The sequence below is a fragment of the Collimonas sp. GW821-FHT02H07 genome, from assembly GCF_059421505.1.
The window spans coordinates 160,789-174,176 of record NZ_JBWKVC010000004.1 but is presented as its reverse complement, the minus strand read 5'-3'; the positions used below and the strand labels follow the sequence as shown (position 1 = coordinate 174,176).

At 60.3% G+C, this 13,388-nt stretch carries 13 protein-coding genes; all 13 read left to right on the top strand.

What is annotated here, in order from left to right:
* Positions 1 to 5 precede the first annotated feature (5 nt).
* The 13 genes from miaB (at position 6) to AC07V8_RS08620 (ending at position 13,347) form a co-directional block, all read left to right on the top strand.
* A complete protein-coding gene (miaB, locus tag AC07V8_RS08680) occupies positions 6 to 1,346 on the top strand; it encodes a tRNA (N6-isopentenyl adenosine(37)-C2)-methylthiotransferase MiaB (protein WP_494678200.1) in 1,341 nt (446 codons plus the stop codon).
* 37 nt (positions 1,347 to 1,383) lie between these two features.
* Positions 1,384 to 2,541 (top strand): PhoH family protein, encoded by a 1,158-nt coding sequence (locus tag AC07V8_RS08675; protein WP_494678201.1) that lies wholly within the window; start codon positions 1,384 to 1,386, stop codon positions 2,539 to 2,541.
* 5 nt (positions 2,542 to 2,546) lie between these two features.
* A complete protein-coding gene (gene ybeY, locus AC07V8_RS08670) occupies positions 2,547 to 3,014 on the top strand; it encodes an rRNA maturation RNase YbeY (protein ID WP_494678202.1) in 468 nt (155 codons plus the stop codon).
* Between the two features lie 323 nt (positions 3,015 to 3,337).
* Entirely contained in the window at positions 3,338 to 3,952 is a 615-nt protein-coding gene (locus AC07V8_RS08665; RefSeq protein WP_494678203.1) for a cytochrome b/b6 domain-containing protein, read from the top strand.
* Between the two features lie 10 nt (positions 3,953 to 3,962).
* Positions 3,963 to 4,742 carry a molybdopterin-dependent oxidoreductase gene (locus AC07V8_RS08660; RefSeq protein WP_494678261.1) on the top strand — a complete coding sequence of 260 codons (780 nt, stop codon included), beginning with the start codon at positions 3,963 to 3,965 and terminating at the stop codon, positions 4,740 to 4,742.
* A 72-nt stretch (positions 4,743 to 4,814) separates the two neighbouring features.
* On the top strand, positions 4,815 to 5,081 hold the full coding sequence (locus AC07V8_RS08655) for a pentapeptide MXKDX repeat protein (RefSeq protein ID WP_211471979.1): 267 nt from the start codon (positions 4,815 to 4,817) through the stop codon (positions 5,079 to 5,081).
* A 178-nt stretch (positions 5,082 to 5,259) separates the two neighbouring features.
* The gene (locus AC07V8_RS08650; protein ID WP_325672447.1) at positions 5,260 to 6,141 is read left to right on the top strand and encodes a CorC family transporter; all 882 of its coding nucleotides are present in this window, start codon (positions 5,260 to 5,262) and stop codon (positions 6,139 to 6,141) included.
* A 65-nt stretch (positions 6,142 to 6,206) separates the two neighbouring features.
* A complete protein-coding gene (lnt, locus tag AC07V8_RS08645; RefSeq protein WP_494678204.1) occupies positions 6,207 to 7,769 on the top strand; it encodes an apolipoprotein N-acyltransferase in 1,563 nt (520 codons plus the stop codon).
* 140 nt (positions 7,770 to 7,909) lie between these two features.
* Entirely contained in the window at positions 7,910 to 8,890 is a 981-nt protein-coding gene (gene glyQ / locus AC07V8_RS08640; RefSeq protein ID WP_494678205.1) for a glycine--tRNA ligase subunit alpha, read from the top strand.
* A complete protein-coding gene (gene glyS / locus AC07V8_RS08635) occupies positions 8,887 to 11,004 on the top strand; it encodes a glycine--tRNA ligase subunit beta (RefSeq protein ID WP_494678206.1) in 2,118 nt (705 codons plus the stop codon). The genes glyQ and glyS overlap by 4 nt, the downstream gene beginning before the upstream one ends.
* 17 nt (positions 11,005 to 11,021) lie before the next feature.
* Positions 11,022 to 11,579, top strand: coding sequence for a D-glycero-beta-D-manno-heptose 1,7-bisphosphate 7-phosphatase (gene gmhB / locus AC07V8_RS08630; protein WP_211443457.1), 558 nt, complete (start codon positions 11,022 to 11,024; stop codon positions 11,577 to 11,579).
* 63 nt (positions 11,580 to 11,642) lie between these two features.
* Positions 11,643 to 12,386 (top strand): lysophospholipid acyltransferase family protein, encoded by a 744-nt coding sequence (locus AC07V8_RS08625; RefSeq protein ID WP_494678207.1) that lies wholly within the window; start codon positions 11,643 to 11,645, stop codon positions 12,384 to 12,386.
* A 16-nt stretch (positions 12,387 to 12,402) separates the two neighbouring features.
* Positions 12,403 to 13,347: a M48 family metallopeptidase gene (locus AC07V8_RS08620; protein ID WP_494678262.1), complete on the top strand. Its 945-nt coding sequence runs from the start codon at positions 12,403 to 12,405 to the stop codon at positions 13,345 to 13,347.
* Positions 13,348 to 13,388 lie beyond the last annotated feature (41 nt).

Genomic DNA, 13,388 nt, shown 5'->3' with positions numbered 1-13,388 from the left:
AAACGATGCAAAAGAAAGTATTCATCAAGACCTTCGGCTGTCAGATGAACGAGTACGACTCGGACAAGATGGCCGATGTGTTGAACGCCTCCGACGGACTGGTCAAGACTGACCGCCCGGAGGATGCCGACGTGATCTTGCTCAATACCTGCTCGGTGCGCGAAAAGGCGCAGGAGAAAGTGTTTTCCGACCTCGGCCGCCTACGCGAGCTGAAGCGCAACAATCCCGATCTGCTGATCGGCGTGGGCGGCTGCGTGGCGTCTCAGGAAGGCGCTGCCATCGTCAAGCGCGCGCCGTATGTCGACATGGTGTTCGGCCCGCAGACCCTGCACCGCCTGCCGGAAATGATCAGCCAGCGCCGTGCTACCGGCCATTCTCAGGTCGACATCAGCTTCCCTGAAATCGAGAAGTTCGACCACATGCCGCCGGCCAAGGTGGAAGGCGCGACGGCGTTCGTCTCGATCATGGAAGGCTGCAGCAAGTATTGCAGCTACTGCGTGGTGCCTTACACCCGCGGCGAAGAAGTATCGCGCCGCTTTGAAGACGTGCTGACCGAAGTGGCCGGGCTGGCCGAGCAAGGCGTCAAGGAAATCACGCTGCTGGGCCAGAACGTCAACGCCTTCCGCGGCGCCATGGCGGATGGCGAGATTGCCGATTTCGCCTTGCTGATCGAGTACATCGCCGAGATCCCAGGCATCGAACGGATCCGCTTTGTCACCAGCCATCCGAAAGAATTCACGCAGCGCCTGATCGATACCTACGCCAAGGTGCCGAAGCTGGTCGATCACTTGTACCTGCCGGCGCAGCATGGTTCGGATCGCATCCTGTCGGCCATGAAGCGCGGCTATACCGTGCTGGAATACAAGTCGGTGATCCGCCGCCTGCGCCAGGTGCGCCCCAACATCACGATTTCGAGCGACTTCATCATCGGCTTCCCGGGCGAGACCGACGCCGATTTTGAGGCGCTGATGAAGCTGATCACCGATATCGGCTACGACAACAGTTTCAGCTTCATTTTCAGCCCGCGTCCGGGCACGCCCGCAGCCAACCTGCAGGACGACACGCCGCATGAAGTCAAGCTCAAGCGGCTGCAGCACTTGCAGGCGGTGGTGGAAGAAAACATGGCCAGGATCAGCGCGGCGATGGTCGGTTCCGTGCAGCGTATCCTGGTGGAAGGCCCGTCCAAGAAAAACCCGGCCGAGCTGCAAGGCCGCACCGAGAACAACCGGGTGGTCAATTTCAACGCCGGTCCAAACGGCGCGCGCCTGATCGGCGAGCTGATCGACGTCACGATTACAGAAACGCTGACCTATACCCTGCGCGGCGAAGTCGTCGTCGCCGCATAGCCGACATATCAATCAACCCAGATACGCACACGCCAGTTTGAAAACTAAAACTCCTACCCAGCCGCATTACTTCATCCCGCAGCCGCTCGACAATACGCGGCTGGCGCACTTGTGCGGACCGCTGGATGAAAACCTGCGGCAGATTTCGGCGGCGCTGGATGTCTCGATTTTCCGCCGCGGCGACAAGTTCATCGCTGCCGGCAGCAATGCCGAACGCGCGGTCGAGATCCTCGACCAGTTTTACGCCGTCGCCAACAAGGTGATTTCGGTCGATGAAATCCAGCTGGCGCTGGTGGAACAGCGTGCCAAACTAGGCATGGGCAAGAAACCGAAAGTGGCCAAGAGCAATGGCAAGGACGGCGCTGACCCTGGTGACGAAACCGGTGCAGATCCGGCCGATGCCGAACTGACCGAGACCGATATCGAAAGCCCGGTCCTGAAAACCCGCCGCAGCGATTTGCGCGGGCGTACCCCGCATCAAAGCCAATACATCCGCTCCATCCTGGAACACGACGTCACCCTCGGCATCGGTCCGGCCGGCACCGGCAAGACTTATCTCGCGGTGGCTTGCGCGGTCGATGCGCTGGAACGCGACGCGGTCAAGCGCATCGTGCTGACGCGCCCGGCGGTCGAAGCCGGCGAACGCCTGGGTTTCCTGCCGGGCGACCTGGCGCAAAAGGTCGATCCCTACCTGCGCCCGCTGTATGACGCGCTCTACGATCTGCTGGGCTTTGACCGCACGCAGAAGATGTTTGAAAAGCAGGCGATTGAAATCGCCCCGCTGGCCTATATGCGCGGCCGCACCCTGAACCATGCTTTCATCATCCTGGATGAAGCGCAGAACACGACGCCGGAACAGATGAAGATGTTCCTGACCCGGATCGGCTTCGGCAGCAAGGCCGTGGTCACCGGCGACGTTACCCAGATCGATTTGCAGCGCGGCCAGAAGAGCGGCCTGATCGATGCCATGAACATCCTGAAAGACGTGCGCGGCATCGCCTTTACCCGCTTCAACAGCAGCGACGTGGTGCGCCATCCTCTGGTGGCCCGGATCGTCGACGCCTACGAAACCGCCTCGCAGGCGGCGCCGGTGGCGTCCACCCATGGCGTCATCGAAGGCGCGACGCCGCCGGCAGCGAAACCTGCCAAGCCGGTACAGACCGGCATCACCAAAACAGCACGGAATCGAAAGTAAGCGCAATGCCGCAAAAAAATAAACTCTCCCTGTCGGTGCAATATCCCGACCCGCGCCTGCAGGACAGCGTCACGCGCCCGAAATTGCGGCGCTGGGTGCAAGCCGCCCTGCTGGCGCCGGCCGAACTGACGATCCGCTTTGTCGATGCCGAAGAAGGGCGCGCCCTGAACCGCGACTACCGCGGCAAGGACTACGCCACCAACGTGCTGACCTTTGCCTACTCCGAAGACCAGGAAGAAGACGACAACGGCGTCACCCAGGCCGACATCATCCTCTGCACCGATGTGCTGGAACGCGAAGCCAAGGAACAGAACAAGACCGTGGTGGAACATGCCGCGCACCTGGTGGTGCACGGCGTCCTGCATGCGCAAGGCTACGACCACGAAGACGAGGAAGAAGCCACCGAGATGGAAAGCCTGGAAATTGACATCCTGGAAGCACTGGGCTGGCCCAATCCCTATGCCGACCGCTGAACCTCGCCCAGCTTTCAAGAAACGCCGCCTTTGCGGCGTTTTTCTTTTGCAGCGCCTGTTTTCCCCCGGATCGTCTCCCCTAACCTAAGACATTCTCTGTATTCCTGGATAGAAATACCCAAATGGCAACAAAATAATTATCAAACACTTCAAATCCATTCCATGCATTTTTAAGTAATAAGATTATGATGAAATGATGTAATGAATTGATTTGGCCTACGACTAAGGCACATGAAAACAACATTACTCAGTCTCCGGAGACAATCATGAATCCAGTCACGCTGCGCATATTGGCCGCGCCCCTCCTTCTGCAGGGGGTCTAAATGGCATCCTCCGTCCTCAATACGCTCAAGAAACCGGTCGTTCATCCGGTCTGGCTGCGCATCACACACTGGCTCAATGCATTGGCCGTCATCATCATGATCCTGAGCGGCTGGCGCATCTATAACGCTTCGCCGATCTTCCCGTTCCGCATTCCCAGCGAATGGACCCTGGGCGGCTGGCTGGGCGGCGCCCTGCAATGGCATTTCGCAGCGATGTGGCTGCTGGTCTTCAATGGCCTGGTGTACCTGCTGATGAATACCGGCAGCGGCCGCCTGTGGAAGAAATTCCTGCCTCTGCGTCCGGCTGAAGTGATCCAGGACATGCTCAAGGCGCTGCGCGGCAAGCTGCAGCACGATGCGCTCGATCACTATAACGCCGTGCAGAAGCTGGCCTATGTGTCGGTCATCCTGGATTTGATACTGCTGGTGGTGTCCGGCCTGGCGATCTGGAAATCCGTGCAGCTGCCTGTCCTGCGCGATCTGATGGGCGGCTATGACAGTGCCCGTATCGTCCATTTCTGCGCCATGGCTTTCCTGGTCGCTTTCATCGTGGTGCACGTGATCATGGTGGCGCTGGTGCCGCGCACGCTGCTCGCCATGCTGCGCGGCCGCTGAGGAGATCATGATGATCAAGAAAAATCTCGGACCGGCTTCGCAGCTTGACGCCGAATCCATATTGAAAGATGCCCGCCGCGAGCTGGCGTTGCCGTCGCGCCGCCTGTTCGCCAAACGAGCGCTGACCCTGGGCGGCCTGTCGCTGCTGACTGGCTGCAATATTACCGACGAGCCATCCATCAACCGCATGCTGGAACGCATTTCACGCATGAACGATGGCGTGCAGGGATGGCTGTTCGATCCCAAACGGCTGGCGCCCACTTATACGCAGGCCCAAATGACCCGGCCCTTCCCCTTCAACGCCTTCTACGGCATCGAAGATGTACCGGAGATCGACGGCAGCGACTATCAGCTGGAAATCCTCGGGCTGGTGGACAACAAGCGCCCCTGGACGCTGGAGCAGTTGCACAAGATGCCGCAGAACGAGCAGATTACCCGCCATATCTGCGTGGAAGGCTGGAGCGCCATCGGCCGCTGGGGCGGCATCCCGTTCTCCTATTTCCTGAAGATGATAGGCGCCGACCTGAGCGCCAAATATATCGACTTCCAATGCGGCGACGATTACCACACCAGCATCGACATGGCGACCGCGCTGCATCCGCAAACCCAGCTCACCCTGACTTACGACGGCCAGATCCTGCCGGCGAAGTACGGCTTCCCGATGAAGCTGCGGATGCCGACCAAGCTCGGCTACAAGAATCCGAAACATATCGTTTCGATGGAAGTGACCAATAAATACCCCGGCGGCTACTGGGAAGACCAGGGGTACAACTGGTTTGGCGGATCCTGACACGGGGCCTGCCATTTGCTGCACTTAATGACTTTTCATGGCGCTTTTGCCACTTTTACCTGGAGATTGAAAATGAAAAAAAGCCTCACAATCCTGTTGCTTAGCGGCCTGATGATGACTGCCGGCGGTGCTTTTGCCCAAGATGCGATGTCGAAGGACGCGGCTCCGATGGCGAAGGACGCCATGTCCAAAGACGCGATGAGCAAGGACAGCATGGCCAAGGACGACATGGCCAAGCCGCACAAGAAAATGCACCACAAGAAAGCCATGTCCAAGGACGCCATGTCGAAAGACGACATGAGCAAAGACGGCATGGCTAAAGATGAAATGAAGAAATAATTACCTCTTTAGCAACGCCGGCGGATAGTGCTTTTCTGCGCTATCCGCTTTTTTTATGCGCTTGAACTGTGATTTCTGCCAGGATATGACATCGATGACACATGCGTTTCGTCGTCCCGTCACATATTTGTTGTATGCTATTGCTTCCGAAACAATGTGAAACCAAGGCTAACGCCATATGCCAGAGCACCCTAGTAGCGTCAAATCATTTGACGCTAAACCCCACCGGTCACTATTTGAACGCCTGACCGCACTGATCTCTCCCGAACCTGAAAATCGCGCTGAACTGCTCGATGTGCTGCAAGACGCACACGAACGCAACCTGATCGACGCCGATGCGCTGTCGATGATCGAAGGCGTGTTCCAGGTATCCGACCTCTCCGCCCGTGACATCATGATTCCGCGTTCGCAAATGGACATGATCGACGTCACCAAGCCTATCGAAGACTGGATGCCCGAAGTCCTGTCGACCGCCCACTCGCGCTTTCCTGCCGTCGACGGCGAGCGCGACAAGGTGATCGGCATCCTGCTGGCGAAAGACCTGCTGCGCTACTACGCCGAAGATTCCTTCGACGTGCGCGACATGCTGCGTCCGGCGGTGTTCATCCCGGAATCGAAGCGCCTCAACGTCTTGCTGCGCGACTTCCGCGCCAACCGCAACCACATGGCGATCGTGGTCGATGAATACGGCGGCGTCGCCGGCCTCATCACCATCGAAGACGTGCTGGAACAGATCGTCGGCGATATCGAGGACGAGTACGATTTCGACGAGGAAGAAGACAATATCCTGGCGATCCGCGACGGCGACCACGGCGGCCGCTGGCGCGTCAAGGCGCTGACCGAGATCGAGCAATTCAACGAGACGCTGGAAACCGCGCTGGTCGATGAAGATGTCGACACCATCGGCGGCCTGGTCGCCAATCACCTGGGCCGCGTGCCGCGCAAAGGCGATGAATTCACCATCGACAATGTGCGCTTCGAAGTATTGCGCGCCGACGCCCGTCAAGTGCATGTCCTGCTGGTCGAAAAGCTGTCAGAATCTGGCCAGGAAGAATCCTGAAGATGCGAGCGTAGGTCGGTCCGGCGCTGCGCTTGTCCGACTTACCTCTACTAGCATCGCTGCCCATGCACTTTCGCCTTAGCTCCATTCCATTCCCCCTGCTGCTGGCGCTGGCCGCCGTCACCGGCGCCATCAACGTCTTTTCCTTTGCTCCCTACGGCCTCTGGCCGCTGCAACTGCTGACCCTGGCGCTGCTGGTCTTTTGCCTGTTGCGGCTCGATGGCGCAGGCAGCATCAAACGCGGCGCCCTGCTCGGCTGGGCCTACTGCTTCGGCTGGGTTGCGCACGGGGTTTACTGGATCTACATCTCGCTGCACGATTTCGGCGGCCTGCCCGGCTGGCTGGCGGTGCTGGCGGTAGCGCTGCTGGCCGCCATCATGGGTTTATATACTGCGCTGTGCGCCGGCTTCAGCCTGTGGCTGCAACGGCGCTGGAACGCCTCGCCGCTGCTGTTTGCGCTGGCGATCTTCCCGGCAGTGTGGGGACTGACGGAATGGCTGCGCGGCTGGCTGTTCACCGGCTTTCCCTGGCTGATCTCGGGCTATGCCCATACCGCCGGTCCGCTGAGCGGTTTTGCGCCGCTGGTCGGGGTCTACGGCGTGGGCTGCATCTCGGCGGTCATTGCCGGCTGCCTGGCTTTGCTGCCGCGACGCAAACTGCCTGCCGTGGCCGCTTTGCTGGCGCTGCTGGCCGGCCTCGGCCTGCACCAGATCAACTGGACCGCGCCGCATGGCAAGCCGATTTCCGTGCGCCTGTTGCAGGGCAACGTGCCGCAGGAAGAGAAATTCAATACGGCCCAGATCATCAATTCGCTGCGCCTGTATGCCGACATGATCCGCGCCGCGCCGGCCGACCTGATCGCCACGCCGGAGACTGCGGTGCCGATCCTGCAAACCGAGCTGCCGCCGGATTTCCTGCCTGCCTTGTCGGATTTCTCGCGCCAGAGCGGCAGCCATATCGCGCTCGGCATTCCCTATATCGATGGCCCCTACCGCTATTCCAACAGCGTCATCGGCATCGCCCCGCAGGATCAGTCGGTTCCTGCATTCCGCTACGACAAGCAGCACCTGGTGCCGTTTGGCGAATTCGTGCCGTTCGGCTTCCGCTGGTTTGTCGACATGATGAATATCCCGCTCGGCGATTTCCAGCGCGGCGCGGCGGTGCAAGCGCCGTTCGCGGTGAAAGACCAGTGGATTTTGCCGAATATCTGCTACGAGGACTTGTTCGGCGATGAAATCGGCGCCCAGCTTGCCGCCGCCAACGCCGCCGGCAAGCCAACCGCGACGCTGTTGCTGAACATGTCGAATATCGCCTGGTTCGGCAATACCATCGCCTTGCCGCAGCATTTGCAGATCTCGCAGATGCGCAGCCTGGAAAGCGGCCGGCCGATGCTGCGCGCCACCAATACCGGCGCCACCGCCCTGATCGACCCGCACGGCGTGGTCAGCGCCCAGCTGGCGCCATACACCCGCGCCACCTTGGCGGTCTCGGTGCAAGGATATAGCGGCATGACGCCCTATATCCTGTTCGGCAACCGCACCTTGCTGGCAGCTGTGCTGCTGATGCTGGCCGGCGCTTGGTGGCGCGGTCGGCAGGTGCGCGGCAAGCTGGGCCAGAAACGGGACTAAGCCAGCAAAACCCGTTAAAATCGCTGCTTTTAGCAGGTCCTTTATTGCGCTCTGTGTTGCGCTCTGCGCCACCCCCGGTATTTCATTCAGTATTTAGCTCACTAACCGGCATTTTGCCGTATTGAAAAGCAACAAAAACGATGCTTACATTCCAACAAATCATTCTCAAATTACAAGATTACTGGGATGCGCAAGGCTGTGCCCTGCTGCAACCCTACGACATGGAAGTCGGCGCCGGCACCTCGCACACCGCGACCTTCCTGCGCGCCATCGGTCCTGAACCCTGGCGCGCCGCCTATGTCCAGCCTTCGCGCCGTCCGAAAGACGGGCGCTACGGCGAGAACCCGAACCGCTTGCAACATTACTATCAATACCAGGTAGTGCTGAAGCCCGCGCCAGAAAACATCCTGGACCTGTATCTCGGCTCGCTGGCGGCGCTCGGCCTCGACCTGCAGCGCAACGACGTGCGCTTTGTCGAAGACGACTGGGAAAACCCGACCCTGGGCGCCTGGGGCCTGGGCTGGGAAGTCTGGCTGAACGGCATGGAAGTAACCCAGTTCACCTATTTCCAGCAAGTCGGCGGCCTCGATTGCAAGCCGGTGCTGGGCGAGATTACTTACGGCATCGAACGGCTGGCCATGTACCTGCAGGGCGTGGAAAACGTCTACGACCTGGTATGGACCGAGTGGATTGAAAACGGCGTCAAGAAGACCCTCAGTTATGGCGACGTGTTCCACCAGAATGAAGTCGAGCAGTCGACCTACAACTTCGAATACGCCGATACCGAATTCCTGTTCCCGCTGTTCGGCAACTACGAAACCCAGGCCAAGCGCCTGCTGGAAGTGCCGCTGGCGCTGCCAGCCTACGAAATGGTGCTGAAGGCGGCGCACACTTTCAATCTGCTGGATGCGCGCGGCGCTATTTCGGTCACCGAACGCGCCGCCTACATGGGCCGGATCCGCAACCTGTCGCGCGCGGTGGCGCAGGCGTACTACGATTCACGGGCAAAACTGGGCTTCCCGATGTGGGAAATCACCAAGGAAAACGCCGAACTGTTATTGCAAGAATTTGGAGATGAATACATGGCGGCTGTAGCTCAGCGCGCAGGGGATGCAGTATGAGCGATACCCTGCTGATCGAAATTTTTACCGAAGAACTGCCGCCGAAAGCATTGGCGAAACTGGGCGACGCCTTCGCCATGGGTATCTTCAATGGCTTGAAAGCGCGCGATTTCCTGGAAGAAGGCGCACTCGCCACCGCGTTCGCCACACCGCGCCGGCTGGCAGTCTCCATCAGCCATGTGCGCGCCGTTTCGCTTGACAAGACCATGCGTGAAAAAGTGCTGCCGGTGTCGGTGGCGCTGGATGCAGAAGGCCGGCCGTCGGCGCCGCTGGTCAAGAAACTGGCCGCCATCGCCGCGCAATGCGGCAAGGTGATGATCACCCCGGCCGAGCTGGAACGCGCAGCCGACGGCAAGGCCGAAAGCTTCTTCTTCAGCTACACCGCCAAAGGCGTAGCGCTGCAAAGCGGCTTGCAGGCAGTGCTGGAAGACAGCGTCGCCAAGCTGCCGATCCCGAAAGTCATGAGCTACCAACGCCAGCACGGCCATGCCGCCGGCCATACCGTACGCTTCGTGCGGCCGGCGCACAGCCTGGTTGCGCTGCATGGCGGCCAGGTGCTGCCGCTGACCCTGCTCGGACTGGACGCCGGCCGCGTGACCGAAGGCCATCGCTTCCTGTCGCAAGGCCGCATCACGCTGGCCGATGCCGGCAGTTATGCAGCGGCGCTGGCGGAACAAGGCAAGGTGATCGCCAGCTTCAGCGAACGCAAGGAAAAAATCCGCAGCGCCCTGCTGGCCGCCGCAGGCGATGACCAGGTGCTGATGCCGGAAGCGCTGCTGGATGAAGTGGCGGCGCTGGTCGAATGGCCGGTGGTGTATGCCTGCAAGTTCGAGGATGAATTCCTCAGCGTGCCGCAGGAATGCCTGATCCTGACCATGCAAACCAACCAGAAATATTTTACCTTGACCGACAGCGCCGGCAAGCTGCGCTCGCGTTTCCTGATCGTCTCGAATCTACAGACCAGCGAACCGCACTACATCATCGAAGGCAATGAGCGCGTGGTGCGGCCGCGCCTGTCGGATGCAAAGTTCTTCTTCGAGCAAGACCAGAAAAAGAAGCTGGCCGAGCGCGTGCCGCTGCTGGCCAACGTGGTCTACCACAACAAGCTCGGCAACCAGCTGCAGCGCACCGAACGCGTCAAGGCACTGGCGGTGGCGATCGCCGGCCTGCTCGGCAGCGATGCATCGCTGGCCGCATTGGCTGAGCGCGGCGCCCTGCTGGCCAAGGCCGACCTGCTGACCGACATGGTCGGCGAATTCCCGGAATTGCAAGGCGTGATGGGCAACTACTACGCGCGCCATGACGGCGAAGCAGAAGCGGTGGCGCTGGCGATTTCGGAACACTATCAGCCGCGCTTTGCCGGCGACGCCCTGCCGACCACCGACACCAGCACGGCGGTGGCGCTGGCCGACAAGCTGGAAACCCTGGTCGGCATCTGGGGCATCGGCCTGCAGCCGACTGGCGACAAGGATCCGTTCGCGCTGCGCCGCCATGCCTTGGGTATCCTGCGCATGCTGCTGGAAAAGCGCCTGCCGGTCTCGCTGATGCAATTGCTGGCCAACGCTGCCCAGCAGTTTACCGGCAATGCCAACTTCAAGGACCCGAGCAGCGATGTGCTGCCTTTCCTGTACGACCGCCTGCGCGGCCTGCTGCGCGAACGCGGCTATTCGCCGAACGAAATCGAAGCAGTCGTGGCGCAACAGCCTGAGCGGCTTGACAACATCATCGAACGGCTCGATGCGGTGCAGGCGTTTGCCGCGCTGCCGGAAGCGGAAGCGCTGGCCGCTGCCAACAAGCGCATCACCAACATCCTGAAAAAGACCGAAGGCGTCGGCAGCACCGTGCAGCCGGATCTGCTGCAGGACAGCGCCGAACAATCGCTGTTCGCAGCCATGAATGCGCTCAAGCCGGAAGTCGATGCCGCCTTTGCCAAAGGCGATTTCAGCACTGCGCTGAAAGCCCTGGCGCGGCTGCGCGAAAACGTCGACGGTTTCTTCAATGACGTCATGGTGATGGCCGACGACCTGCAATTGCGCAACAACCGCCTGGCCTTGCTGGCGAACCTGCATGTGATGCTGAACCAGGTCGCCGATATTTCCAAGCTGGCGGCGTAACCTTTTAACGAGCTTACATGAAACTGATCATCCTGGACCGCGACGGCGTCATCAACCACGACTCGGACGCTTTCATCAAATCGCCCGCCGAGTGGGTGCCGATCAAGGGTTCGCTGGAAGCCATCGCGCGCCTCAATCAGGCCGGCTACCGGGTGGTGGTGGCGACCAACCAGTCGGGCATCGCGCGCGGCTTGTTCGACATGCAGGCGCTGATGGCTATCCATCAGAAAATGCATGAGGCAGCGCAGCTGGTCGGCGCCGAAATCGACGCGATCTTTTTCTGTCCGCATGCGGCCGACGACAACTGCGATTGCCGCAAGCCGAAAGCCGGCATGTTCCACGATATCGGCAAGCGCTTCGAGATCAGCCTGCGCGGCGGCGTGGCCACGGTAGGCGACTCGCTGCGCGACCTGCAGGCCGGCTTCGTCGCCGGTTGCGCACCGTACCTGGTGCTGACCGGCAAGGGCGAGAAGACCCGCGAAAAAGGCGGCCTGCCGCCCGGCACCCTGATTTATCCGGACCTGGCGGCGGTGGTTGATTTCCTGCTGAAAAAGCCGATGGAACTGGCAGTGTGATTGCACGCTGAGGGGCCGTGGGCGCCTCAGCGTACTTGTTTAGAAAAAATACCTGGAGTCTGCATGTTGCGTTTTTCCCTGTTTCTGCGTTCGCTGCTGTTTGCCGTATTGATGGCCATCCTCACCGTGGTCTGGTCGTTCGCCTGCGTTTTGTTTGCGCCATTTCCCTACGCGCGCCGCTACTACCTGACGGCGCGCTGGAACGTCATCGTGGTGTGGATGGCCAAGGTCATCTGCGGCATCCGCTACGAGGTCAAGGGCTTCGAGAATTTCCCGGATGCGCCGGCAGTCGTGCTGAGCAAGCATCAGTCGGCCTGGGAAACCATCTTCCTGCTGCAGATGACGCCGCGGCCGCTGGTGTTCGTGTTCAAAAAATCGCTGACCTACATCCCCTTCTTCGGCTGGGGCATCGCCCTGCTGCGCATGATTCCGATCGACCGCAGCAAAGGCCGCGACGCTTTCGCCCAGGTGGTGGTGCAAGGCCGCAAGCGGCTGGCTGACGGCCAATGGATCATCATGTTCCCGGAAGGCACGCGGATCCCTGTCGGCGAGACCGGCAAGTACAAGAACGGCGGCACCCGCCTGGCGGTTGAAACCAATACCGTGGTGGTGCCGATCGCCCACAACGCCGGCGAATGTTGGCCGAAGAATTCCTTCATCAAGAAACCGGGCCTGATCACGGTCTCCATCGGCAAGCCGATCGCTCCGGAAAACCTGGATAGCAGCGAGCTCATGGCAAAAGTCGAAAATTGGATAGAATCTGAAATGCGGGTGATTTCACCCCATGTCTATTCCAAGCAAAAATAATATTCACTCGCCAACATTGAAACTATTGCATCAAAAACCAATTAAGCCACGCCTGGGGCCGGATGCACGGCCCCAGGGCAAGCTGCCGCAGCAACAAGCGTTGCAGCTGGACCTGTTTGCCGACGATTCAATCGCCAGCACGCCGCCAGCTCCGCAAGCCCCCAATCCAAGATCGAACCCTCGCTCAACACCGGCGCCACAGCCCCCCCTGGCTGGCGAAGCTGTCGCGCTGGCGCCAGGCAAGCGCCGCCTGCATTTTGGCGAACACATCCTCGATTACACCCTGCTGCGCTCCAAACGGCGCTCCATCGGCTTCCTGATCAGCGACGACGGCCTGCGCGTTACGGCCCCGAAATGGGTCACGCTGGGCGATATCGAAGTGGCCATCCGCGAAAAGAAACGTTGGATTTTTACCAAGCTGAGCGAGTACCGCGACCGCTCCACCCGCCGCATGCAGCCGCAGATGCAATGGCGCGACGGCGAAACGCTGCCCTACATGGGCCGCAGCATTACCCTGCGCATCCACGCCACGCAAAAAGCCGGCATCCATTTCGACGACGCCAGCGACCAGCTGATCGTCTGCCTGCCGGCCGATGCCGGCGAGCAGCAGCTCAAGGATCGCGTATTGGGCTGGCTGCAGCTGGAAGCCAAGCGTGTATTCGGCGAGCGCTTGCCGATCTATGCGCAAAAGCTGGGCGTCACCTATCAGTCGTTTGCGCTGTCGTCGGCCACCACGCAATGGGGTTCGTGCACTTCCGAAGGCAAGATCCGCCTCAACTGGCGGCTGATGCATTTCGCGCTGCCGCTGATCGATTACGTGATCGCCCACGAGTTGTCGCATCTGCGCGAAATGAACCACAGCCCGCGTTTCTGGGCCACGGTGCAATCGATTTTCCCCGAGTTTGAAACCGCCCGGAAAACCCTGCGCGACAGCGCTCAGGAAACCCTGCCGGTTTTTTAAGGCTGAGGCCTGGCGCACGCTGCCGCCCGCGCCGCCTTAAA